The organism is Ruminococcus callidus ATCC 27760, from assembly GCF_000468015.1.
Taxonomy (GTDB): domain Bacteria; phylum Bacillota; class Clostridia; order Oscillospirales; family Ruminococcaceae; genus Ruminococcus_C; species Ruminococcus_C callidus.
The window spans coordinates 3,275-25,560 of sequence record NZ_KI260297.1 but is presented as its reverse complement, the minus strand read 5'-3'; the positions used below and the strand labels follow the sequence as shown (position 1 = coordinate 25,560).

Here is a 22,286-nt window from a genome sequence, read left to right as displayed (position 1 = left end):
GAGCCTCTACATCGGTGTCAGAATAACATAGCCGGGCAGCCGCTGCGACAGTCTGCTCCGGTGTAGGTGTATGTGCTATTAACACTACTTTCATTTAGGTTCTCCTCTTGTTAGTCAATGTCTGCGATAGATTCTACAAAACAGTTGTAGTAGATGTATCGCTTTCCGTCTAAATCAAATTTTACATAACCACCACTATTTATATCAATATCGATTTTACCGCTGTATGAAGCAATCACTTTCCCATCAGCAGTGTATACTATGATAGTACGATTAAGACCACCACAAAAATCAGATTTCATATCTGTCAATTCTCGACTACATGATGCTGTACAGCCTGTAAATAACATAGGGATTGCTAACAATGTAGCAGCAAGTTTTACATATGTGGATTTGATTTTTCTCATAGTTTTATCTCCTTTTTCATTATAGCGGTTTACGAATTGTAACATCTGGATACTGTTTCATCGCAAGTTCGTACAGTTCAAATGGTTTCTCTGCACAAAGATAATAATCATATTTTTCACAAGTTTCTCCAATTTCAATTGGCTTTGTACACAAATCCGTATATGTAAAAACCGGAAAGACTCGACTTCCACAAAATGAACATACTTTTGTATTAGTCATCTATTACACCTCATTTTCCTTTAATAGTTAATGCGCTTTTAGTACTGCTCTCATATCCAGCTAGATATGATTTGAGTTCTGGACTTGATTGCGAAAACTGGACCAGTTTTGTCATTATACACTTATAAAACTTATTGGCTGTGTCAGCGGTTGAATGTATATCTACTAGACATTTACAGCAAACAGATCCTATCTCATATGTATATGGTTCTAAAACAGCATATATAGTCTGAGCCACTTGACACTTTAACTCTTCATTACACATGATGCAATGACCACTGTTGTAAATGCTTGCCGATTCAGCTTGTAAGTATAGTATACTATTATGTAAACTCATTGTAGACATACCTAAGACTCACCAGAACTTGTGCATTGAAAATACAATCACAGAAATAACTAGCAGTAATGCTCCGAAAAAGAATCCTATCATAGATTTCTTTTCTGATTTTGCAAGCATTCCACCATAGAAAATCATAACGCCTAAAATTGCAAGTGCTTGTACGATTGAAATCATCGAAAATCACCCTCTATTAAATATAATTTCGTATAATAAACATTGCTACACTCAGTAACATGTAGAGTATGCCAGCCACAGTATATACTATACATTTTGTTGAGCTTCTTTCATCAAGTGATTGTGCATTAAATAGTATACCAGTTATTAAAAATCCTATTGAAAAACCAAGCATCCGATCATCACATCCTATCTGTTAAAGCTGTAAGCTGGACGGATTTTATCTATCCAATTGGTTTCAAAATCATACATATCATGATATGCTTCCCATTTTGATATACTAATTTTGTTATTGGATTCTCCACAAGATTCCCATATATCAATACTTAGGTAGTCAACTAATACTCGTTTTGAAAATCTGCAAAGCCATTTTTCAAAACGCTTTAGAACATCAGATTGATTATCTGATCGATACATACCATATAACGTAATAACAAATGAGTAGTCACATCCGAATGCCTTATAGCAGTAATCGTCATAATCTGTTAGGTTTGAATCATTTCCAAATTCATCCCAAGATCTAAATCCCTGTGGTTGATCAATTCGATTCATATAGGTTTCAAACATATTATCTCTTCGAGTTTTATAAGGATTCACTTTTGGAAGATGTCGCAATACAGTTTTTAGTATGTACTCTTGTTCCTCTGGAGTAGCACCTGCTGGACTACAGTATATCGTACCTCGTATGTTAGTCCAAATGCCCATTGTCACACCTTGTTTCTGTGTCATCTGCTTTGTATGCTCTAGAGAATGAATCAATCAATCTATGTACTAATGTAGCACAGTGCTTACACATGTGCATAGGCGGTTCACCACCAATTGTAATACCTGCTGTTCCATCGAATACATCAAATGTGACTCTTGACATGATAGGTGCGTCAATTTGTTTATTACAGAAATCACAAATATATGTTTTAACTTCTTGTTTTTGAATACTCATGTGTCATCACTCCAATCAATACTTTTCTTTTAGCTCATTATGACTGATGCCAGAAATCCCAGCAGATTCGCTTGAAGACGTTGCTCTGAAATATGCGTCTTTCTTCTGAGGATACATGAACTCAAACATCAGATAGTTCATAGCATCCAACAGATACTCCGTGTTACCAGTTTTCTGATATTTTTCAATACACAAATCATGCGATTCAATAGCATTAACTAGCTTGTCCCCAAAATTTACTTTGGCTGAACCATACTTATAAAATGATGTCTTAACTCGATTGATTCGCATTTCATCAACCTTATGACTATACTCAATGGATTCATTAAAAATTTCACTCATAGTTATCATCTCCAGCTTCAACACCCATGATTTCGTTTAGTTTATCCGTGTCGAATAGATCATCACTTCTTTTAGTATTTCTTTGAAGTGCTTTGATTACGTCAGAACAACATTTCTTGCATACCATGATTGTTTCTGTATTGCATCCTACGTAACCAGATCTCCACATGCGTAATTCACGAAAATGATTCTGAACATCCGCTCCGCATATATCACAATATTCATGCAATACATGAGTACCATCAGATTCTAAAACATATTTTGTCATCTACCATCACCCATCCTATAAGCATACTCAGATCTACGTCTTAAATCCATATCACGTCGTATATTGTACTCTTCTTTACTGATTTCAGTAAATCCAGCTTCCTTAGCTTCTTTGAAATATCGATTGATTTGAATCTCTGCACCATCTGACTTCACAACTTTGAGTATAGCAATGGTATCAAAATCACCATTTTTCTGATCTGTAAGACACTCAGCAACATATACTTTTATTTTATCTGATTTGTATGGCAATGTGATCGGAAACATGTCATGCACAATGCCAGAAACAAATCCATTATGAAATCCAATGTTCGGATTTACACTACTAACATCATATACGGTAATTCTATCGATATCAGTATATTTTATAATTCCATCTGACTGAACTGTTTTAAACAAACTGCTCATTCTGTCGCATTGATAATCTACTGCACCCTCATATGGACATCCGCATGCTTTGCTAAATGTATCATTTTCTGTAATTGGTGTTAGAGGTTTATTTGATGCTAAACGATTCAATATATCCATTGTTATAGATATAGAGTATCCACTGTGATTGTCATCCATCAGTGATTGAAATGCTTTAATAGCACTGTCACAACATAATGAAAAGTATTTATCATCGTCAGATGCATCTTTTGCAAGTCTAATTTCGTTTTCAGCCCATTCTAAAGTCGTCATATATGTACCTCCTTTGCTTTCGCTTTATCCATTATTTTAGAGTTCGAAAATCCAGCATTCTTTTGTACTCTGTCATTGATTCATCCGGTGTGGATTTGATGACAGTATGTTTCAAAGTTTTTCTCCAGTGCATGAGCCATTCCCACGCAGTGTAACCAACAGTTCTGCACTTAGGCTTTGGGATTTGCTCTGTTTGATACTTTTGTAGTCCACTAACCACTACGTCAATTGGATTGCCTGTGACTTCCGGAAGTACTTCAGACCATGGGTAGATGTCGAAAGTTGACTCCCAGATGTGCAGTACTTTTACTTTTTCGATTTCGTTCATAGTATTTACCTCCAAGTTATAGGTGTGACTTACCTACACTGTATATAACGATGAAGATTATTGATCTTGTTGTGCGGTTAATTTTAATACTTTTCCGATCTCAATTGCTACAAATTGCAAAACATCAATAACCACGGAATTTCCGAACTGTTGATATGCCTGATTCGCACTTTTGCAAATTTTGTAAGTGTCAGGATAACCCATGATTCTTGCACATTCACGAGGGTGCAGCTTTCTGGTTTTTCCATGAACCAGATATCCTCCGGTTTTAGAAAAAACGCCGCCGCCGTATGCGGATAATGTAATTGCAATTCCTTTTGTGCTGTAAATGCGTTCACCTTGACCACCTTTGTTGACAATCCCCAGTCGAATGGACTGATTACTATATTTGTCATCGCTTATACTTTGAAAATATGTATCCGGACGATTGATATAGAGCGATTCTACGAGTTTCTCATCGTTTAATAAAAAATCCTCTACATGATGTGACAAGGGAATTGGCTTGGGATATGTGAAGTTTTTAATAGACAAATCATTTCGAAAGCAAACCATATAGATTCTCTCCCGTCTTTGCGGAATGCCATAGTCTACCGCATTGAGGACTTTTTGATAGAAAGTGTACCCCAGTTCTTCCATAGTCCTTTTTACTACTTCTAATGTATGTCCTTTGTCATGGGTAGCAAAATTTTTCACATTTTCCATAAAAACGATTTTTGGCTTCTTTTCTTTTACGATTCTTGCAACATCGAAAAATAAAGTCCCACGGCTGTCTTCGAATCCTCGTTGTTTGCCGCTGATAGAAAAAGCCTGACATGGAAATCCGGCACATAGAATATCATGTTCCGGAATCGTTTTTTCATCTACCTTTGTAATGTCCCCCCTCTGGAGTATCTCCAAAATTTTCGGCATATACCTTTTGAACAACCTTGTTCCATTCATTGGAATAAACACACTTTGCCCCCAGTGATTCCAATGCCAGTCTGAAACCACCTAGTCCGGCAAACAGATCTATGAATGTCATACCTGTTAAAGATTGCTGTTTGATTGCGATCATCATAATCACCTACTCTGCTAGTCTATATGAATACTAACGAGCGAAAAGATGAATCTAAAATTTTTCTTATATAAAATAAATCTTGTAAATTCTCACTATTTTGCAGCCTGTTGTAAGTTACTAAATCTCCATCGTTATATGTAAATGTAGACTTATCATAATTGAGGTGATTTATTTGTCAGATCAAAAAATAAAACTCGGATCGCTATTCAGTGGAATAGGTGGATTCGAGCTAGTTGGCAGTTGGTATAATTTTGATCCTGTATGGGCATCAGAGATTGAACCTGCTCCAATACGAATTACAAAACGTCATTTCCCGAAAATGAAACATGTTGGAGATATTACAAAGCTTGATGGTCATGCATTAGAGCCAGTTGATATCATCACTGGTGGTAGTCCCTGTTTTCCTGCTAGTACAATGGTTTTAACAGCAGCTGGGTATATTCCAATCGCAGATATTAAAGTTGGAGATCTTGTGCTGACACATAAAGGGAGATGGAAACCAGTTACAGCCACTGGTAGTAGACAAGCTGAAACATACTTACTTAAAGGTAATGTGGATTTGGAAACTACAGAAAATCATCCTATTTATAGTAGTGTTCGAGATGGTGAAGCACTTACTGATGTTGGAGAATGGACTAAAGCCATAGATATGAAATCAAAACATTGGGCCACCCCAATGTACTTCAACGGCTCAGCAAATTCCCAAGATTTGACAAAGCCAGAATACTTTTATTTTCTTCTCGGAATGTGGTACATGAATGGTTTTGTCTATGATGATTGTGCTGTTATGTATTACAATAGGTCAGACCAAAGTATCATATCAAAAATGCTTACAAAATTTGGATGCACAGATAATTCTGTAGAGTTTAAGGTAGATATAGGAATGCTATCAATTGTATCCCATGATTTTATTAAATTTATGCAGAATTTATGTACTAACACAGCATTTAAACAGCTTTCCCTGAATATTCTTACAGCTAGAAAATCATGTAAATATGCGTTTGCAACAGGCTTGATGCTAAATCATAGTTTATGTGATTGGAATCCTGTAGATAATAGTTGCTTACTCGCGATTAAACAGAAATCAGATGCTCTTATTTTAAGACATCTATTTGAGTCATGGAGAGAAGATACAAGATTAATGTGTGAGTTCGATACATATTTTCTTGACATTAGAGGTACTTTTAACGGTATTAGATGTGGTAATCATAAATGGTATGAATGCACATCGGTCAATAAAACTGGCGAAGTCAAAACTGTATATAATATATCTGTAAAAGATGATGAAAGCTATGTAGCAGACAGTATTGTCGTTCATAACTGTCAGGATTTATCTGTGGCTGGAAATCAGGGTGGCATCAAGCTATACTGTCCAGAATGTGGAGAATCATTTAGTGCAAATGGTGATGTAAAGGTATGCCCTAAATGCAGTATAGATCTTGAACTTACTCGAAGCGGATTATTTATGGAACAGATTCGAGTTATTAAAGAAATGTCGGAGGTAACTAATCATGAGTATCCAAAAATCATTGTTTGGGAAAACGTTTCAGCAGCAATCAGCAGCAATAATGGGGACGATTTCAAATGTGTCCTTGAAGAATTCTGTGGACTCATTTCGGAAAAACTTCCTGCGGCTAGACCTGAGAAATGGACAAAGTCAGGAGAAATTCTGGGTAAATCCGGTTCCATCGCCTGGAGAACTCTCGACGCTCAATATTGGGGAGTCCCCCAACGCAGACGTAGAATCTTCCTTGTCGTTGATCTTAGAGGACAATGTGCAAGCGAAATATTATTTAAGTCAGAAAGCTTGCGAGGGAATCATCCGCAGAGCCAAACGCCGTGGGAAAATTCTTCCAGAGAAATTGAAAATAGCACTAGAGTATCAGATTCAAACCAGTTTGAACCAGCAGGACAAGAGTTAAATTCAGATAAATCTGTCTACGGAATTTGTAGTTTTACATCAAATGCAATGAAATCAGATAATCCTGATAGCGGAATATATAAAACAGATATTGCAAAAACGATTGATACATCTGGTACAAACCCAACATGTAATCAAGGTGGAAATGTTGTAGTTGATACTGTCTATTGTTTGCAGGGAAATGGTATAGATCGTGGGGATACCGCTGGATGTAACGGAAAAGGTTGGAAAGAAGATTATTGCTACACATTAAATACTATAGACAGACCTGCTGTTGCATATAGCATAAAAGAAAATCAAGATGGTGCTGTATGGCTTGGAGATCATACTGGTGCTTTACAGTGTAGCGGAGGAAAGCCTGGACAAGGGTACCAAGCTGTTTTACAGTACAGTAAACACCCGTATGTAGCAGCATTTAAGTTCCAACAGGGTGCAAAAATGGCTACTCTTCCATATGATGAAGATATGTCATCTACACTTACAGCATATCAGAATATCGCAGTTCTAATTGACAATCACCCACAGGATTCTAGATTGACTATATCTAAAGATAATGTATGTCAAACGTTGAATGCTAAAATGGGTACAGGTGGTGGAAACACACCTTATGTAATGGAATCTAAGAAAGTGTATTCACAGTCTGGATTTGCGGATTATAATGACGCAGGATGTATATGTGCACCGCTTACAGCTTCTGGAGCATCTGTCAGACCAGGTGGTGAGACATTAGTCACAGATTGTATATCAATTGTTCGTAGATTGACACCATTAGAGTGTGAACGCCTACAAGGATTCCCAGATAACTGGACTGCTGAAGAATCTGACTGTGCAAGATATAAGGCTTTGGGAAATAGTGTTGCACTACCTTGTGTAAACTATATCATGAGCGGTATTGCTGATGTTCTATTGAAGCAATCAATGTAAGTATGCATGATATTTACCGAATATTACCTTGTATCTAGTCAATACTAAAATTACATTTTGAATATCAGCAGGAGGTTTAATAACTTATGAGTAAGCAACTGGAACATGATACAAAGTCTGCTGCAAAAAAGTTAATGTTCTTAGCGTGGGCGAAGCTTCTTCTTGGTAAAAATACTATTTCGCAAGATCAATACAATGCACTTGTTCGAAAATTAGAGTGTAGAACATCATAATTAAAGCACCTACAGCCATATTTGGTTGTAGGTGCTTTGTTTTCAGCATTTGGATACACAATTTTATTTTTGAGCGTCAAAAGTTTGCTGATTTTGCTATTGACTTAGGACTATTGTCATGGTATAATCAATAGGTAATGATGCCTTGCAAGTAAATCTGGAGGTTTAAATAATGGATATTTATGAAGCTAGACGCACAATGCAAACACAAAGGAAAAATATATTTGATTTAAATTTGCGAGTAACATTTTATGCTAGAGTTTCGACAACGCGTGATGAACAAGAAAATTCTATTGAAAATCAGATTATACATTTCGAAAATATGATTAAAGAAAATAAAAATTGGACATATGTTTCTGGATATGCAGATAGAATCCGCGGTGAATCTGCTGCAAATAGAGTAGAATTTCAAAAGATGGTTGATGACGCAAAAGCCGGAGCGTTTGATTTAGTACTTACTAAAGAGGTTAGTAGATTTGCAAGAAATACAATAGATAGTCTTACATATACACGAGATTTGCTCCAATGTGGTGTAGGGGTGTTTTTTCAAAATGATAACATCTGTACAATTGATCCAGATAGTGAACTGCGACTTACAATTATGAGTAGCATTGCTGCTGATGAGGTGCGAAAACTATCTGAACGAATCAAATTTGGTCATAAGCGTGCCACAGAATCTGGAAGATTGTTAGGCAACAGTCGCATCTTTGGATATACAAAAGTAAACTGCAAGCTTATTATTGATGAAAAAGAAGCTGAAATGGTTCGCTTGATTTTTAATTTATATGAAACTGGATCTTGGAGTACAAGATCCATTGCTACTGAGCTTGAAAAACGCGGTTACTTAGGAAGAAATGGAACCCCGATCCATCACAATACAGTATCTGGGATTATACAAAATCCTAAGTATAAAGGTTATTATTGTGCAAATAAAGTGACTATTACGGACTATAGAACTAAAGCACAGCGGTTTAATCCTGAAGAAGAGTGGATCATGTATAAGGATGAAACTGGTGAAACCGTACCGGCTATTGTGTCAGAAGATCAGTGGAATGCATGTAATGTAATATTTAAAGAGCGAAGTTCCGCAATTAAAGCTAGAACCAGATCCATAAAAAGTCAGAGTCCGCTTTCTGGTAAAATTAAATGCAGTGAGCATGGAACATACTGGAGAACAAGCTACTCTAATAGTGTTAGTCAAGGTAAGCCTATATATCAATGGATTTGTAGAGAAAAGAAAAGACAAACAGCTTCGTGCTGTAAGTCTTTTGCACTTATGGAATCAGAAATCTACAAGATTTTAAATGACGTGTATAAGAGCATCATTTCTGATATTGATGAATGGGTATCTGAGTTCTTGAAAATTTATGAATCTGTGACTACTACAGAATCTGGAAAATCAAAAATAGCCGTATTGGAATCTAACATTCAAAAACTAAAAGTAAAGCAGGACAGACTTCTAGATTTGTATATGGACGAGGCTATTACAAAGTCTGAGTATTCGGACAAAGCATCAGAGTTAAATGCAAAGCTTGATGACGCAAAGTCAGAATTAGAATCACTTAAAAATCCTGATAACGGGGAGAGCATTATAGATCCTGCTAAACGCATAAAAACCTATATTCAAGAAATATGTGGTCCGGAGTCCCGCGATATGACAATTGATGAGCTCAATGATATATCACGAGTTGTGCTAGATTTCATTAATGTCATTCCAGTGGATCGTCAAACCATGAAACTTGAAATCAAATTAAAGTCTTCAGAGCTAAAATCTGTCGATGTTAGTTCACACAGAAGTGGCAGATGCAATTGTTGTTCTGGACACATCACTAAAAAGATGATCGACGCCTATAAGATGCAGTAAAATTCTCATTTTTTATCCAAAAAGGTCTGGTGCCCAATATGGGTATCAGACCTTTTTCTATACATCATGCGGTATTGCCTTAGTCTATCCAGAGGATCTGGTCATCTTTCCGCGGCTTTGGCTGCGGCAGTTCTCCGGCAGCGTAGCCCAGAATACAGAATCCCACGCCGCGATAAGTTTCCGGAATCCCCCACTGTTTCAGCAGTGCTTTTCCGGCTTCGCTGTCAAATGTTTCTCTTGCACGGTGAATCCAGCAGCTGCCCAGACCGACAGCGTATGCTGCATTCAGCATGGCACCCATGGCAAGGCTGCCGTCTTCTACCCATGTGTGTACTGTGGAATCTACCAGTACCAGAATTGCCACCGGTGCTCCATAAAACGGATCCCGATCTGCTGCACCCATGATCTCTGCGTTTTGATTGGACAGCTGGTGCAGCATTTCCGGATTTCGTATCACCACAAATTTGGTAGGCATACGGTTCATGCCTGTGGGAGCATACTGTCCGGCAGTTAGAACCGCCTGAATTTTTTCCTGTTCCACCGGCTTGGTACTGTTATAACTCCGCACGCTTCTTCTGGTGCAAAGTGCATGCAGTACTGCATTTTCTTCATACATGTTCGATTACCTCCGTTCCCATTTGGAGCAGAGTTCGCCCAGCTGGTCTGCCATTTTTGCCAGTTCCTTGTTGGACAATCCCCTGCTGTTTTGTACCAATGCTGTCAGACGGCTCAACGTCTGCGACAGCCGGTCGTATGTCATTGCACTCCGACGCGGCTTCTGCTGAATCGGCACCGCAAGTGCATCGTAAGTGATTTTTCCGGTGGCAATGTCAAATTCCGCACCGCTGTACGGTGCATAAGCATCAATGCCCAAAGACAGCCACAATTTTTCCCGAAATGCCTCAGCAGATTCTGCCGAACCGTGGTTGACGAACACTTTCTGTACGCCCTGTACTTGTGAGATCCACGACAGCAGCCCTTTTTGGTCTGCATGTCCACTCATACCCTGCAGCTGGACGATCTGAGCACTGACCTGCACGGTTTCGCCAAACAGTGTTACCGTTTTGGCTCCCTCAATAATGCGTCTACCCAAAGAGCCCTCTGCCTGATAGCCAACGAACAAAATGGTGTTTTCCGGCTTCCACAAGTTGTGTTTCAAGTGGTGTTTAATTCGTCCGGCTTCGCACATACCACTGGCGGACAGAATGACTTTCGGGCGTTTGTCCGCGTTGATTGCTTTGGAAGCATCGCTTGTCACTGCCGGAATCAGTCCGGAAACGCCAATGGGGTTAATGCCGCGGCGAACATATGTCAGTGCTTCCTCATCGAAACAGCTTTCCTTATTTCGCATGAAAATTTCAGTTGCTTCAATGGCAAGCGGGCTGTCCATGTAAATCGGGAAATCGCTGAATTCCGGCAGTATGTTTTCATCTTTGATCTGCTTGAAATAGTACAGTAGTTCCTGTGTGCGTCCTACAGCAAAAGACGGAATGATGACGCTACCGCCACGGCTGAATGTATCTTTTAACACCTGTACCAAGCCTGGAATATATCCCTTTGGTTTTTCGTGCAGCCGGTTCCCGTAGGTGGATTCCATGACCACATAGTCTGCATCTTCCGGCGGCTGCGGATCACGAATTAGCGGCTGGTTCAGGTTACCGATGTCACCGGAAAATACCAGTTTTTTGGAAATACCGTTCTCGGTCAGCCAGATCTCAATGCTGGACGAACCCAGCAAATGTCCCGCATCGAGAAACCGCACATCAATGCCGGATGTCAGCGTGAATCGTTCGCCATATGGGTGTGGCACAAACAGTTCCAGTGCTCCCAATGCCTCTTTCATGGTGTACAGCGGCACATAGGGTTCGCCGCCTTTTCGCATTGCCTTGCGGTTTCGCCATTCTGCTTCGAATTCCTGAATGTGTGCACTGTCCCGCAGCATGATCTCACAGAGAGAACACGTGGCTGAGGTAGCGTGGATCTCACCGGAGAAGCCGCCGGCGTACAACAGCGGCAGCAAGCCGGAGTGGTCAATGTGAGCATGCGTCAGCAGCACATAGTCGATTTGTGACGGAGCACAAGGGATTTTTACATTTTCATAGGTATCTCTCCCCTGCTCCATACCGAAATCCACCAGAAGCCGCTTTCCGCAGACTTCCAGATAGGTACAGCTGCCAGTGACTTCATGAGTAGCCCCGATAAATGTCATTTTCATAAACGATTCACTCCTTTCAAATATAAAAAGCACTGTACAGCAGGGCAAAACCGCCCACGGCTGACAGTGCTTTTTTTGGATAAAAGCGGCTTTTTCAGCCGGTTAAGCTTCTTTTTTCGAAAACAAGAGATACTTCCGTGCGAAGAAATTCCACAGGAATGCCACCATAGTGGAAACTACTTTTCCGATCATCTGATAGGCACTGGTGATATTTCCAAGTGTTATCTCGCTGACCTTTGTAATGCCGATCGTCAGCAGAAGTCCCACCACGCCGATTGCGGCGAATGCGAGAAATTCCACCAGACGGGACTGCACTTTCGACGAACGAAAGACCCAGAATGTACTCAGGAAGTAGTTGGCAAGCAGTCCGGCAACAAAGGAACAGCCGTTTGCAAGAATGGCGTAATGCTGGTCAAATACGGCAAAAAACAGCAGTGCGGAAATTCCCCAGTCTACCACAGTTGCAGCTCCGCCTACAAAACAGTAGCGGAAGAATTGAATCAGCGTATTTTCAGTGGCACCGGCAAATAATTTCCCGAATTGTCCGTGCCTGAGAATCTGCCAGAATTCCTGCCAGTTGGAAGTTGGTTTTGTATGTTCTTGCTCCATGAAAAATGATATTCCTTTCTTTCGGTTTCAGCAATGCCTTTACTTTGCCTGCGGTCCGAGGTATTGAATGATGTGTACCAAAAATTGCAGAAGCATAACGCTGTCTGCGGTGTCCACTTCTCCGTCAACGTTGCAGTCGCCGGCACGCCGCTGCTGGTCGTTCCCTGTCACTGCACCGGCAGCCATCTTATTCAGCAACACGGCATCAGTCACATCGATTCGACCGTCCAGATTGACATCACCGTACATGACAGATGGTGTGACATCAGAACCGCTTTCCGAGGTTTTTGTAGTGTTTGCAGTGGTTTCGGTTGTATCTGTGGAAGGTGCAGCGGATGATGTCTGCTCCGTTGTGGTAGTTTCCGCAGAGGTACTGGTAGCTTTGGTTGTTACAGTAGTAGTTTTAGTGGTAGTGATCGTGGTTTCCGCAGGTGTTGTGGTGGTGGTAACTGCCGGCTTGTTGCCATTCGGTTCAATGCCACCTACCAGTTCTCCATTGGAGTATACACAAATGTAATCGGTTCTGGTTTCGGAGCCGTCCTGATAGGTATCCTTGCACTTGGTAATGCCCTGATAACTCCAGTCGTTGGTGGGATCCCACTTATCGCCGTAGTACAAGCCCACGGTGAACTGATATTTCTTGTTGGAGTTGGCAATTTTATAGCCGTCCCACTTTACTTCTACATAGTAAATATCCGGATCGTAAGAAGCATCGTACTGGTACGGACCAGAGATCACACCGTCTGCCGGAGCAGCTTCTACGCTTGCCTGATCGTATAACTCATTGCCGGTAACTTTGCTGATATTGGATTTGTTTTCCATTTCTGCGATACTGAAATAATACCGCATGGACAGGTCGGTCTTGGGTGTGATAGAATTGGTACGCATCTGAATGGCAAGCTTTGTCACGCCGGCACCGGAAGTCTGTATGTCGTCTACCGCATAAGCATCTACCCAGAAATCGTTGCCGCCGTTATCACTGCCGCTGTTCTTATCTTCCGGCGGGAAATCCGGTGTGATCTCCATTGCATCTGTGCCGTAGTAATCATACAGACCAGCACACGCTCCTACAAAAGCAGCGTTATAGTCAATGGTAACTTCGTTATAGATCCAGTCTGCGGTAATGTCGTTATGCTTATCTTGTGCATCCGGGCCGCCGACCAGTGCACCATAGAGCACATGCTTCTGCTCGTCGGTGTCCTCACACTTTGTCAGACCAGAAGCTGCACGGTGGTGCGGGAATTTCGCTGCGGTTTCATCGTAGCCAACTTCATAGGCACGGTTCATGGGGTTATCCCCCAGCAGATATTCCATCTGTCCCTTTGCCCATTCGCTGTATTCGCCGGGCTTTCCGTTGTTGTTATATTTATCGTATACCAACGCCATCATCTGAGCCGCCGCATTGTATCGTGCAGAGCCCCATGTGTTCAGCCAGAAATAACCAGCCGGTGTAATGGTTCCCACGCCGCCAGTCATGTATTTGTTCAGGGCTTCTGCTACGGAACTCCAGCAGTTCATTTCCTCGTAGGGACTCTTTCCGGCAGCTTTCTTGTATTCGTCAATGAAGTTCGGGTACTGCTCGCTGGTGATCTCGCCCAGAATACACTGCACGCCGCCCCAGACATCGTTCCAGCAGTAGACATAGCAGGGTGCTGCATAGTAGTCGTAGTACGGGAAGATCTGTTCCAGATAGTGGTGATCGCCGGTGATCTTGTACATCCATGCAGAAGCCCAGCAGTAATCGTCTTCCCACTTGGACGAATTGTAATAAGCCTTCGGACCATCGCCGTTGTCGCTCAGCTGCTTTTCGTGAGTTTCTGCGAATTTATACAGTGCTGTTGCATAGTCCAGCGACTTCTGTGCATATTCCGGATCGGTGTCCTTGAAGTTCAGGTAGTTGATCGCCAGCGAAGCAGCGGCAGAAGCAACATAGTCTGTCTGTGGCTTATCGCCGGTGAGGAAAAATGCCGGACGATCCATTTCATCCAATTCCGGTGCGTTCCAGTAAGCGTGGTCAATGTCACCGTCGCCTACCTGATAGCAATGTGCAATCACGTCACCGTTGGAATCCAAGAAGGTACACTTCATCAAATAGTCGTTAAAGTACCGCAGAATAGTTTCGATATGGTCGTCCTGACCAGTTTTCTGGTAAGCATCACGGAATTCGTAATAGCCCCAGCCCAGTGTTGCTGCAGAGTAGTTCTCCGGCATACCGAATTTTACATGGTCGCCGGCATCATGGAAACCGCCGGCAACATCGATGTAGCCGTCCCCGTCCGGATCCAGTATATCTTTATACTTGGTGAGGAAATCGGCACTTAAATTGGTGGCGGTGGAGTTCATGGCAACCTGAGCATCATAGGTATGGCAGTTGCCACGCCAAGTGTAGCGGTTGTTGTCCTGTACTTCTGTGCCGCACATATTGCCGTCGTAAAAATAGATGGAATATTGCAGTGCCCGTGCAAAATTCGCTTCTTTTTCGTCTGCAGCTCCCACGGCTACAGAACTGCATGTCCCTGCCAGCATAGCACCGCTGAGCAAGACGGAAAGCAGTCGTTTGCTTCCTTTGGAAAATCGTTTCATTTAATTTAATCCCTTTCCTTTCCGAAATGATTTGATCGGAATGCCTTTATTCGATTATCTTCATTATACGCGATTTTCAAGAAAAAGTCAACAGTTTTTTTCTTGTTTCATTGCACAATTTGTGAAAAATGTAAGCTGCCTTAATGATTTTCCCGCTTTATAAGCTTTATAAATAGATGTTTTATGCAAAATATCAGCACTCGGCCGTAAAATACGAAAATGCGTGCACAATATTGCAAACAAGACTAAAAAAGCCACACAATTTCAAACAAAGTCGAAACTGCGTGGCTTTTTGAAAAACATGGCGGAGAGTGTGGGATTCGAACCCACGTGCCCTTTCGGACAACTGCATTTCGAGTGCAGCTCGTTATGACCACTTCGATAACTCTCCAAATCAGTGCATAAGAATCGTCAAATCCAACGACGATACAACACTTTGTATTATATCACATTTTACAAAGAAAAGCAAGCTTTTTTTTAAAATTGTACTTGTGCACAAATTTTATCTCAATGTTTTGGTGAAAATTATCTCATTTGTTGTATTTTCACTAGTATTGCAGAAAGGCTTGACTTTTCCGGAAAAATCCATTATAATAAAGTGAAATGTCTTTGCGTAAAAACAGTAAAATTTTCTTTTTCAGAAAGGTTTTGGAATATGAAAAACTTCTTTGCAAATTTGTCACACCCCACCAAAATCACGCTGATCACCTGCTCCAGCTTTGTGATATTGACAATGCTGATCTTGATTTTTTTGATGCTCTGTCCGATTCAGGAAAGCAGTTCCGCCAACAACGTCAATGATTCTCTGGTGGTAACTGTGGCTTCCACAGAAGAAACCCAGATCACCAGCGAAACCACAGCGTCAGCAGTTTCTACTAAATTTGAGCGAAAGACCACCGATGCCAATCGTGTCATTACAGAAACTATTACTACCGCGAAAACCTATGGCACACAGGCAGTCTATGAAGATGATGATACGTATAACAACTACGGTTCATATGATGACGATACAGACAACAGCTATCAGCCGGCAGTGACCACACGGGCATACTACAACAATAATACCAGTAACGCAACAAAACCCCGATACACCACTCCGGCAGCGACACAGCCGCCGGCTCCAAATGCTCCTGTTGTTACACAGGCACCAGTAGTTACTGCGGCACCTTCTGTTCCGGAAGAAACGATTCCGGCTCCAGATGATGGTTTCTATGATTGATTTTCTAGGAACAAAACCATATTGATGAATAAAGAAAAAACCGGACTAGGCAGCACTGCCGGTCCGGTTTTTTGCAATAGGACATGAAAAATGTCTGAACAGAGAGGAATACAGATGAAAAAGAATTCGTTAGGCTTTCGCCTGCTTCGGCTGGTGACATTTTGGGTCACAGGAAATCTGACAGCCATTTTTGCCATATGGCACGCCGCTGTCGGTTGGAAAATTCTTGTCGGCATCTTGTGCGGTATCTTGTTCCTGTTCTTCCAGTTTGCCCATGTGCATACCATAGCAGGAGAAAAGAAGCTGGCTTCATTGGCACACGGCTGTGATCTGCTCCGCACCAGCACTGTCTGGTTTTGTCTGGAACTTCTCACTGCCGGTGCACTTTTTCGGGGCGTGAAATTGTTCTGGGTAATTCTGCTGATCGATCTGGGTGTGTTCTCTCTGCTCTGCTGGTTCACAGTGTTTCAGGGGCTGCTGCATATCGCTCTGCACTCCACACAGGTGAAACTGCCGTGGCATGTTGCCCTCTTTTTTCTCTGGTGGGTGCCGCCGCTGAATTTGTTTCTGGTGGGGCATGTCTATCATACTGCCAAACGGGAATTGCAGCTGGAGTGTGCCAAAGCCGAATGTAACGTTATGCGAAAAGAATCAGAGATCTGCAAGACCAGGTATCCGATTTTGCTGGTGCACGGCATCTTTTTTCGGGACTGGCAATTTTTCAATTACTGGGGACGGATTCCGGCAGAACTGATTCGAAACGGAGCAACTATTTTTTACGGAAAACAGCAGTCGGCACAATCGATTTCCGTCAGTGCCAAGGAACTGGCAGCACAAATTCAGTCTGTTATTGCTGAAACTGGTGCGGAAAAGGTCAACGTCATTGCCCATTCCAAGGGCGGTCTGGACTGCCGCTGTGCCATGCAGGAATATGGTGCGGCAAAGTATGTGGCTTCTCTGACAACGATCAATACGCCGCATCATGGCTGTGCCTTTGTGGACGATCTATTGCAAAAGGTGCCGGCAGGTGTGGCACGATGGATCGCAGCAAAGTATAACCGGCTGTTTACAAAACTGGGAGATCAGAATCCGGATTTTCTGGCTGGTGTGCGGGAATTGACTGCCGAAAACTGTCAAAAATTTCATACGGAACATCCCCCTATTTCCGGTGTCTATTATCAGGCGGTGATGTCCAGGATGCACAGTGCATTTTCCGCCCCGTTCCCGCTGTGGCTGGGATATTTCCTGAACCGGCGAAAAGCTGGAGAGAACGACGGCCTGGTACCGGTTGTATCGGCAAAACTGGAGTGGGCACCTTTTCTCATGGTGCCTGAAACTAAGCGGCGGGGAGTTTCCCACGGGGATATGATCGACCTGAATCGGGAAAATATTCCGGACTTTGACGTGCGGGAATGGTACAGCCAGCTGGTACAAAAGCTAAAACAAAATGGATTTTGAGGTGACTGCAATGAAAACCACGTATGATGCAAATATCTTGACCTATTGCCAGTGGCGGGATGATCTGACCATGCAACAATCGCCTTTCTGTCACGTGGACAATCTGATTTTCTGCTGCCTGTCTTATCTGAACTGGGACGGCATCGCAGAAGGTTTTACCGCAGCGGAATCGATTTCTCTGCGGGATGCAGCAAGGCTCTGGGAACACCGTCCCACTGCAGAACAGAAAGTGCGGGTAGAAACTGACCGCGACCTACTTCGGCAGACCGCAGCCAGCCGGCGTTTCGGAGAAGTGCGTTTATTCCGTTATGCAGAACAATTCAGCGAAACCCAGCAGCAGCAATTTTCCGCCACTGCATTTCTGCTGGACAGTGATACTGTTTATGTGGCATTCCGTGGCACAGACAACACACTGACTGGCTGGCGGGAAGATTTCAACTTGTCTTTTCTGCCCTATGTGCCGTCACAGGCAGCAGCGGCGGCGTATCTGCGGGGGATTTTGTCACTGGGATTTTCCAACGTCTATGTGGGCGGACACTCCAAAGGCGGCAATCTGGCAGTTTATGCAGCCGTCCAAATGCAGCCGAAAGACTTTCCGCGGATTCGTGCAGTCTATAACAATGACGGACCAGGCTTTGTGACAGACCTGTTTGCTGAGCCGCAGTTTCAGCAATTGCAGGAACGAGTGTATACCTTTGTTCCACAAGCTTCTGTAGTAGGCATGCTGCTGGAGCATGACGAGAAATATCAGGTAGTTTACAGCACACAAAAAGGTTTTTTGCAGCACGATCCATACTCGTGGTGTGTGATCCGGAATGACTGGTACTATTCCGAGGATACCACCAACACCAGTAAGCTGCTGGATTCCTCGCTGCGGCAGTGGATCCTGGGCATGAAACCGGAGGAGCGAGAAAAGCTGACCGATGCCATTTTCCACATTCTGCAAAGTGAAACCAATGCCCATACCATACAAGATCTGATCGGCGGCGGTGCAGGAACGCTCTCTGGTGTGCTCCGTGCATGGACAGACATGTAGCCGGAAACCCGCCGATTTATGCAAAAAATGCTGACAGAACTGCTGCACTCCGTAGGACAGACGGCAGCATCTCAGCGACGGCTGGAAATGCGTGACGATTTTCATGGAAAGCATGAGGGAACATGAGTAAGCGAATCTTTTGTCATCGCCGGAAAATTGATATTCTGCTGTACGCCTGTTCGGCAGGTACGAACAGGAATCACTCTGTGCAAAGGAAATACTGCACAAAAGTGTACAGGTAGCTATATCATATTATTTCGCAGCAGGCAAAGATCGAATCCGTTCAGAATTCTATCTGCATTCAGATCCCCTGCCTGCCAGTTGGCAAGTTTTGTTTCAGGAAATCCCAACAGCCATTTTTGCAGCAGCACCACATCTGCCAGATTCGTTTTGCCGTCTGCATTGATGTCACCAGAAATCACAGGCGGTTCTGTAGCAGTTGCAGTAGTGGTGCTAGTTGCTGCGGCTGTTGTCGTATTTGTGGTTGCTTTGGTCGTTGTCGTTGTTGTTACAGTTGTAGTTACCTTAGTTGTTACAGTAGTGGTTTCTGTCTTTGTCTGCCATTTCTGACAACTGCTGCCGGTCGGTTCCCATTGCTGCACATTGGCACCGTTTGCAGTGGATGCATCGGCGACTTCTACATAACAGGAATCACCAGAAGCGTGTGTCAAAATGCTGTAGGATCCGTCCAGATTCTTAGTAAACCGGAACAGCTGAGTGCTATCTTTATTGGACCATGCTGCAATTGCCAGATTTCCGCCGTTTTTGCTGCCCTCTGCCTTCAATGCATAATGACTATCCTGCTGTGAGCGAATCCAATAGTAATTGCCAGAGCCAAAGGCACGAAGTGTCCACTTCTGGCAATTCAATCCGTTGGACGACCACTGCTGTACATTTGTATTGTCTGTCATTTTTCCATCGGTAATATCCATTACCAGACCAGAACCAGCATTTTCAAAGGTATAGATCACATCGGTGTTCATGGAGCAGCCGGGGTCAGTTGTCGGCTCTAAAATCCAATTCTGACAGTTCGCACCGTTGACTTCCCACTGCTGCACATTGGCACCGGAGGTTTGGGAGGCATTTTCTACTTCTACCACAGAATTTCCATTTGAAATATGGGTTCGAATCTGATAGCTGCCGTCCCCGTTTTTTGTCAGCATAAACTTCTGATTGTCACCGCCGTTATAGGTGTAAATATCTATATTGGTTCCATTTGCGGCCTTTTTTCCAGCAACGTCCAGCACATATGTTCCGCCGTCCCCTACTGCAGAAACCAGATAGTAGTACCCTTCACCGGCACTGCACAATTTCCAGATGTCGTGAACTGCGATTCCATCTGATCCCCACTGCTGCACATTGGTGCCATTTTTTGCGGCAGCACCTGCTACCTGCAAATACAAGCCGGAGTTGACATTGCGAATACGGTAAGCAGAACCCTCGGCAAAAAGTTCTGCCAATGGTGCACTGGGTGATTCTGTATAGCTTGCACTTGGCACACCAGCAACTGCATATCGCAGATACATCATATGATTTCTGTCATTTTGACAGCCGCTGTAGTTCTCACAATAAAACTTTGCCTCATCTGCAGTGCGAGAAATGGTTTTGTAATTGGAAGTTGGTCGCCATGTACAGTCCTGTGCATACCCCTCGATCGTTGTTCGCTTGCAGTTCACCGATTTTGAACCTGTTTCTGCATAAGAGCCGGGATAGGTTGCTGTGTTCCAGTCACAGATAACGTTTCCGCCGTCTTCATAATAACAGTTTTCTGCAAAAATCTTAGATGCTGTGTGCACAGTATATGCCATGCTGAATGTTTTCACATAGTTATTCAGCGAATGAAAATAACCGTAACGCATCAGCCCAGGGCCACGGGTCAGAGTTTTTTCAAAGCGATTGCTGATAATGGACATGCGGGGATAATTATTATAGGTTTTATAAGAGTTTTCATCATCTGCCGGATACCCCAATATCACACCGTATTCGTGAAGTCCGAAAGAGCAGTCTGAAACTGTTGTGTAGTCAGCATCATAGCAGCATGCCAGAAACTTATCCCAGTCTGGTAGTCCGGTAGATGCTGTATTATAATCGCTATGGCCTACAAAGGTGCAGTGATCTACCCAGATGTTCTGTCCAGAGCCGAGATAGACAACAATGGAATCATTGCCGTTGGACTCTGCATCGTGCTGTAGCTCAAAGTTTTTCAGGATCAGATTGTTTCCGGTTCCGTTATTGGAAGATGTACAGAACTGTACATTATACATAGTATGTGCCGCGTAACTGCCGATGATCGTTTTGTTGCTGTGAACATAAATTCGGCCGTCCGGACAATAGTTGTGTCCGGAGGAATCCTTTTGCAGTGCGGTAACACGAATATTTGCCGTGACAACAATGGTATAGGGTATATCAGCGGTAGCATATTTCTTAAGATCGGCAAAAGTGGAAACCTCTACGATTTCGCCGAACAGACCACCAATGTCCCCTGCCTTGATGTTGCCGGTGTTGTCATCAAAGCAATATCCTGCAAAACCCTGTAATCCGTCAGCACTAAGCATCCAGAGCTGATTGTCTGTTCCGCTGTATTTGGCTAATGTCATGCCGGAAGTTCCCTGCGTCAAGGCAAGAGAAGTATCAGAATAATTCACAATTTTATAGTATAGATCATTGCCCAGATGATCTTGTTTTACGGGAACAACATACCAATGTTGAGATTGTGCTGATTCACTGCCGTACAAAATCACATCTGTTTTGTCAGATACGTTATAATTTCGCGGCGTCAAAAGCCTTCCGGACTGTGCGTTGACTAGTTTGAAAAAAGTACCGTTCCCATCCGAACCGACACGATCGAACCGCCATGATGCAGATAAATCACTGCCCAGCGTTTGCAGAGAAAGTGCCGCTCCGTCAGAAGTTCCATTTGCTGTCAGAACTTTGGTGCTGCCCTTGCTGGCAAGATGCATTAGCTGTGCCGGATAATCTGTAGAGATTGCCGCTGCCGACAAAACTGTTCCATTCCATTGAAACAGCGGCAACAGCCAAGCCATCAGCAAAATTAACGACAGGAGCAATGCCTTTTTTACGCGAATCCATTGTTTCATACATTTATACCTCCTTGAAATCGATGCACATCTCAAAAGAGTACATCGTCAATGCGGATGATTCTGTCAACAATATTATACTATATTTTGTGAAACATGTCAACACAAAAATCTGTAAGCAGATTGCGTGCAAAGCAGTTTTTCTCACAAAACACGAGAAGTTTGACCTTGACTACTACAAGAACGAAACAACACCCTCCCCTCTCCAACTTCCAAAAATTGAACGAAATATCAAAAAATCCTCCTTTTTTCTTGACAAAGAATACTCGATTGTGTTATAATAGGAATATCAAGGATATGTAATATATCCGAAAACAAAGGAGGCATATTATGAAGAAACAATGGAAACGGCTGGCTGCCCTTTCGTCGG

At 42.8% G+C, this 22,286-nt stretch carries 22 protein-coding genes, 1 tRNA gene and 1 pseudogene; 6 read left to right on the top strand and 18 right to left on the bottom strand.

Annotated elements, in window-relative coordinates:
- The 12 genes and pseudogenes from RUMCAL_RS16380 to RUMCAL_RS16610 all read right to left on the bottom strand — a co-directional run.
- Nucleotides 1-94: pseudogene (locus RUMCAL_RS16380) on the bottom strand (FAD-dependent thymidylate synthase); the annotation flags it as partial.
- A 16-nt stretch (nucleotides 95-110) separates the two neighbouring features.
- Nucleotides 111-407, bottom strand: a complete 297-nt coding sequence (locus tag RUMCAL_RS01680) for a hypothetical protein (RefSeq protein WP_040646506.1) — start codon at nucleotides 405-407, stop codon at nucleotides 111-113.
- 19 nt (nucleotides 408-426) lie between these two features.
- Nucleotides 427-627: a hypothetical protein gene (locus tag RUMCAL_RS16115; protein ID WP_021680695.1), complete on the bottom strand. Its 201-nt coding sequence runs from the start codon at nucleotides 625-627 to the stop codon at nucleotides 427-429.
- Nucleotides 628-982: 355 nt separating this feature from the next.
- A complete protein-coding gene (locus RUMCAL_RS15305; RefSeq protein ID WP_021680694.1) occupies nucleotides 983-1,141 on the bottom strand; it encodes a hypothetical protein in 159 nt (52 codons plus the stop codon).
- Between the two features lie 189 nt (nucleotides 1,142-1,330).
- Entirely contained in the window at nucleotides 1,331-1,846 is a 516-nt protein-coding gene (locus RUMCAL_RS15300; RefSeq protein WP_156902375.1) for a hypothetical protein, read from the bottom strand.
- A complete protein-coding gene (locus RUMCAL_RS01675) occupies nucleotides 1,830-2,081 on the bottom strand; it encodes a hypothetical protein (protein ID WP_021680692.1) in 252 nt (83 codons plus the stop codon). The genes RUMCAL_RS15300 and RUMCAL_RS01675 overlap by 17 nt, the downstream gene beginning before the upstream one ends.
- 15 nt (nucleotides 2,082-2,096) lie before the next feature.
- Entirely contained in the window at nucleotides 2,097-2,423 is a 327-nt protein-coding gene (locus RUMCAL_RS01670) for a hypothetical protein (RefSeq protein ID WP_021680691.1), read from the bottom strand.
- On the bottom strand, nucleotides 2,416-2,691 hold the full coding sequence (locus RUMCAL_RS01665) for a hypothetical protein (protein WP_021680690.1): 276 nt from the start codon (nucleotides 2,689-2,691) through the stop codon (nucleotides 2,416-2,418). Before RUMCAL_RS01665 ends, RUMCAL_RS01670 begins: the two co-directional genes overlap by 8 nt.
- A complete protein-coding gene (locus RUMCAL_RS01660; RefSeq protein ID WP_021680689.1) occupies nucleotides 2,688-3,371 on the bottom strand; it encodes a hypothetical protein in 684 nt (227 codons plus the stop codon). Before RUMCAL_RS01660 ends, RUMCAL_RS01665 begins: the two co-directional genes overlap by 4 nt.
- A 31-nt stretch (nucleotides 3,372-3,402) precedes the next feature.
- Entirely contained in the window at nucleotides 3,403-3,699 is a 297-nt protein-coding gene (locus RUMCAL_RS01655; RefSeq protein ID WP_021680688.1) for a hypothetical protein, read from the bottom strand.
- Nucleotides 3,700-3,756: 57 nt separating this feature from the next.
- On the bottom strand, nucleotides 3,757-4,608 hold the full coding sequence (locus RUMCAL_RS01650) for a DNA cytosine methyltransferase (RefSeq protein WP_278245022.1): 852 nt from the start codon (nucleotides 4,606-4,608) through the stop codon (nucleotides 3,757-3,759).
- Complete coding sequence (locus tag RUMCAL_RS16610; RefSeq protein ID WP_278245021.1) at nucleotides 4,556-4,756, bottom strand: DNA cytosine methyltransferase; 201 nt, start codon at nucleotides 4,754-4,756, stop codon at nucleotides 4,556-4,558. Before RUMCAL_RS16610 ends, RUMCAL_RS01650 begins: the two co-directional genes overlap by 53 nt.
- A gap of 172 nt (nucleotides 4,757-4,928) precedes the next feature.
- On the opposite strand from RUMCAL_RS16610, the gene RUMCAL_RS16375 reads away from it, so the two are divergent.
- The 3 genes from RUMCAL_RS16375 (at nucleotide 4,929) to RUMCAL_RS01640 (ending at nucleotide 9,698) form a co-directional block, all read left to right on the top strand.
- Entirely contained in the window at nucleotides 4,929-7,601 is a 2,673-nt protein-coding gene (locus RUMCAL_RS16375; protein WP_040646505.1) for a DNA cytosine methyltransferase, read from the top strand.
- Between the two features lie 86 nt (nucleotides 7,602-7,687).
- Nucleotides 7,688-7,834, top strand: coding sequence for a hypothetical protein (locus RUMCAL_RS15275; RefSeq protein WP_156902373.1), 147 nt, complete (start codon nucleotides 7,688-7,690; stop codon nucleotides 7,832-7,834).
- A 172-nt stretch (nucleotides 7,835-8,006) separates the two neighbouring features.
- Entirely contained in the window at nucleotides 8,007-9,698 is a 1,692-nt protein-coding gene (locus RUMCAL_RS01640; RefSeq protein ID WP_021680684.1) for a recombinase family protein, read from the top strand.
- Between the two features lie 79 nt (nucleotides 9,699-9,777).
- Here the strand turns inward: RUMCAL_RS01640 and RUMCAL_RS01635 are convergent, their stop codons facing one another.
- The 5 genes from RUMCAL_RS01635 to RUMCAL_RS01615 form a co-directional block, all read right to left on the bottom strand.
- Nucleotides 9,778-10,314: a nitroreductase family protein gene (locus tag RUMCAL_RS01635; RefSeq protein ID WP_021680683.1), complete on the bottom strand. Its 537-nt coding sequence runs from the start codon at nucleotides 10,312-10,314 to the stop codon at nucleotides 9,778-9,780.
- 6 nt (nucleotides 10,315-10,320) lie between these two features.
- The gene (locus RUMCAL_RS01630; RefSeq protein ID WP_021680682.1) at nucleotides 10,321-11,913 is read right to left on the bottom strand and encodes an MBL fold metallo-hydrolase RNA specificity domain-containing protein; all 1,593 of its coding nucleotides are present in this window, start codon (nucleotides 11,911-11,913) and stop codon (nucleotides 10,321-10,323) included.
- Between the two features lie 102 nt (nucleotides 11,914-12,015).
- The gene (locus RUMCAL_RS01625) at nucleotides 12,016-12,522 is read right to left on the bottom strand and encodes a GtrA family protein (RefSeq protein WP_021680681.1); all 507 of its coding nucleotides are present in this window, start codon (nucleotides 12,520-12,522) and stop codon (nucleotides 12,016-12,018) included.
- A gap of 39 nt (nucleotides 12,523-12,561) precedes the next feature.
- On the bottom strand, nucleotides 12,562-15,105 hold the full coding sequence (locus tag RUMCAL_RS01620) for a glycoside hydrolase family 9 protein (protein WP_021680680.1): 2,544 nt from the start codon (nucleotides 15,103-15,105) through the stop codon (nucleotides 12,562-12,564).
- Nucleotides 15,106-15,407: 302 nt separating this feature from the next.
- Nucleotides 15,408-15,496 (bottom strand) — tRNA-Ser (locus tag RUMCAL_RS01615).
- 264 nt (nucleotides 15,497-15,760) lie between these two features.
- On the opposite strand from RUMCAL_RS01615, the gene RUMCAL_RS01610 reads away from it, so the two are divergent.
- The 3 genes from RUMCAL_RS01610 to RUMCAL_RS01600 all read left to right on the top strand — a co-directional run bounded on the left by RUMCAL_RS01610 (nucleotide 15,761) and on the right by RUMCAL_RS01600 (nucleotide 18,818).
- Nucleotides 15,761-16,324 (top strand): hypothetical protein, encoded by a 564-nt coding sequence (locus RUMCAL_RS01610; protein ID WP_021680679.1) that lies wholly within the window; start codon nucleotides 15,761-15,763, stop codon nucleotides 16,322-16,324.
- Between the two features lie 114 nt (nucleotides 16,325-16,438).
- Nucleotides 16,439-17,782 carry an esterase/lipase family protein gene (locus tag RUMCAL_RS01605; protein WP_051343595.1) on the top strand — a complete coding sequence of 448 codons (1,344 nt, stop codon included), beginning with the start codon at nucleotides 16,439-16,441 and terminating at the stop codon, nucleotides 17,780-17,782.
- 10 nt (nucleotides 17,783-17,792) lie between these two features.
- The gene (locus RUMCAL_RS01600) at nucleotides 17,793-18,818 is read left to right on the top strand and encodes an Mbeg1-like protein (RefSeq protein ID WP_169725976.1); all 1,026 of its coding nucleotides are present in this window, start codon (nucleotides 17,793-17,795) and stop codon (nucleotides 18,816-18,818) included.
- Between the two features lie 242 nt (nucleotides 18,819-19,060).
- Here the strand turns inward: RUMCAL_RS01600 and RUMCAL_RS01595 are convergent, their stop codons facing one another.
- Entirely contained in the window at nucleotides 19,061-21,916 is a 2,856-nt protein-coding gene (locus RUMCAL_RS01595) for an RICIN domain-containing protein (RefSeq protein ID WP_021680676.1), read from the bottom strand.
- Between the last annotated feature and the right edge of the window lie 370 nt (nucleotides 21,917-22,286).

Excerpts from the sequence above, each read along its gene's own strand:
- RUMCAL_RS01680 (WP_040646506.1), bottom strand. The coding sequence starts at position 407 with ATGAGAAAAATCAAATCCACATATGTAAAACTTGCTGCTACATTGTTA.
- RUMCAL_RS16115 (WP_021680695.1), bottom strand. The coding sequence starts at position 627 with ATGACTAATACAAAAGTATGTTCATTTTGTGGAAGTCGAGTCTTTCCG.
- RUMCAL_RS15305 (WP_021680694.1), bottom strand. The coding sequence starts at position 1,141 with ATGATTTCAATCGTACAAGCACTTGCAATTTTAGGCGTTATGATTTTC.
- RUMCAL_RS15300 (WP_156902375.1), bottom strand. The coding sequence starts at position 1,846 with ATGGGCATTTGGACTAACATACGAGGTACGATATACTGTAGTCCAGCA.
- RUMCAL_RS01675 (WP_021680692.1), bottom strand. The coding sequence starts at position 2,081 with ATGAGTATTCAAAAACAAGAAGTTAAAACATATATTTGTGATTTCTGT.
- RUMCAL_RS01670 (WP_021680691.1), bottom strand. The coding sequence starts at position 2,423 with ATGAGTGAAATTTTTAATGAATCCATTGAGTATAGTCATAAGGTTGAT.
- RUMCAL_RS01665 (WP_021680690.1), bottom strand. The coding sequence starts at position 2,691 with ATGACAAAATATGTTTTAGAATCTGATGGTACTCATGTATTGCATGAA.
- RUMCAL_RS01660 (WP_021680689.1), bottom strand. The coding sequence starts at position 3,371 with ATGACGACTTTAGAATGGGCTGAAAACGAAATTAGACTTGCAAAAGAT.
- RUMCAL_RS01655 (WP_021680688.1), bottom strand. The coding sequence starts at position 3,699 with ATGAACGAAATCGAAAAAGTAAAAGTACTGCACATCTGGGAGTCAACT.
- RUMCAL_RS01650 (WP_278245022.1), bottom strand. The coding sequence starts at position 4,608 with ATGCCGAAAATTTTGGAGATACTCCAGAGGGGGGACATTACAAAGGTA.
- RUMCAL_RS16610 (WP_278245021.1), bottom strand. The coding sequence starts at position 4,756 with ATGATGATCGCAATCAAACAGCAATCTTTAACAGGTATGACATTCATA.
- RUMCAL_RS15275 (WP_156902373.1), top strand. The coding sequence starts at position 7,688 with ATGAGTAAGCAACTGGAACATGATACAAAGTCTGCTGCAAAAAAGTTA.
- RUMCAL_RS01640 (WP_021680684.1), top strand. The coding sequence starts at position 8,007 with ATGGATATTTATGAAGCTAGACGCACAATGCAAACACAAAGGAAAAAT.
- RUMCAL_RS01635 (WP_021680683.1), bottom strand. The coding sequence starts at position 10,314 with ATGTATGAAGAAAATGCAGTACTGCATGCACTTTGCACCAGAAGAAGC.
- RUMCAL_RS01630 (WP_021680682.1), bottom strand. The coding sequence starts at position 11,913 with ATGAAAATGACATTTATCGGGGCTACTCATGAAGTCACTGGCAGCTGT.
- RUMCAL_RS01625 (WP_021680681.1), bottom strand. The coding sequence starts at position 12,522 with ATGGAGCAAGAACATACAAAACCAACTTCCAACTGGCAGGAATTCTGG.
- RUMCAL_RS01620 (WP_021680680.1), bottom strand. The coding sequence starts at position 15,105 with ATGAAACGATTTTCCAAAGGAAGCAAACGACTGCTTTCCGTCTTGCTC.
- RUMCAL_RS01610 (WP_021680679.1), top strand. The coding sequence starts at position 15,761 with ATGAAAAACTTCTTTGCAAATTTGTCACACCCCACCAAAATCACGCTG.
- RUMCAL_RS01605 (WP_051343595.1), top strand. The coding sequence starts at position 16,439 with ATGAAAAAGAATTCGTTAGGCTTTCGCCTGCTTCGGCTGGTGACATTT.
- RUMCAL_RS01600 (WP_169725976.1), top strand. The coding sequence starts at position 17,793 with ATGAAAACCACGTATGATGCAAATATCTTGACCTATTGCCAGTGGCGG.
- RUMCAL_RS01595 (WP_021680676.1), bottom strand. The coding sequence starts at position 21,916 with ATGAAACAATGGATTCGCGTAAAAAAGGCATTGCTCCTGTCGTTAATT.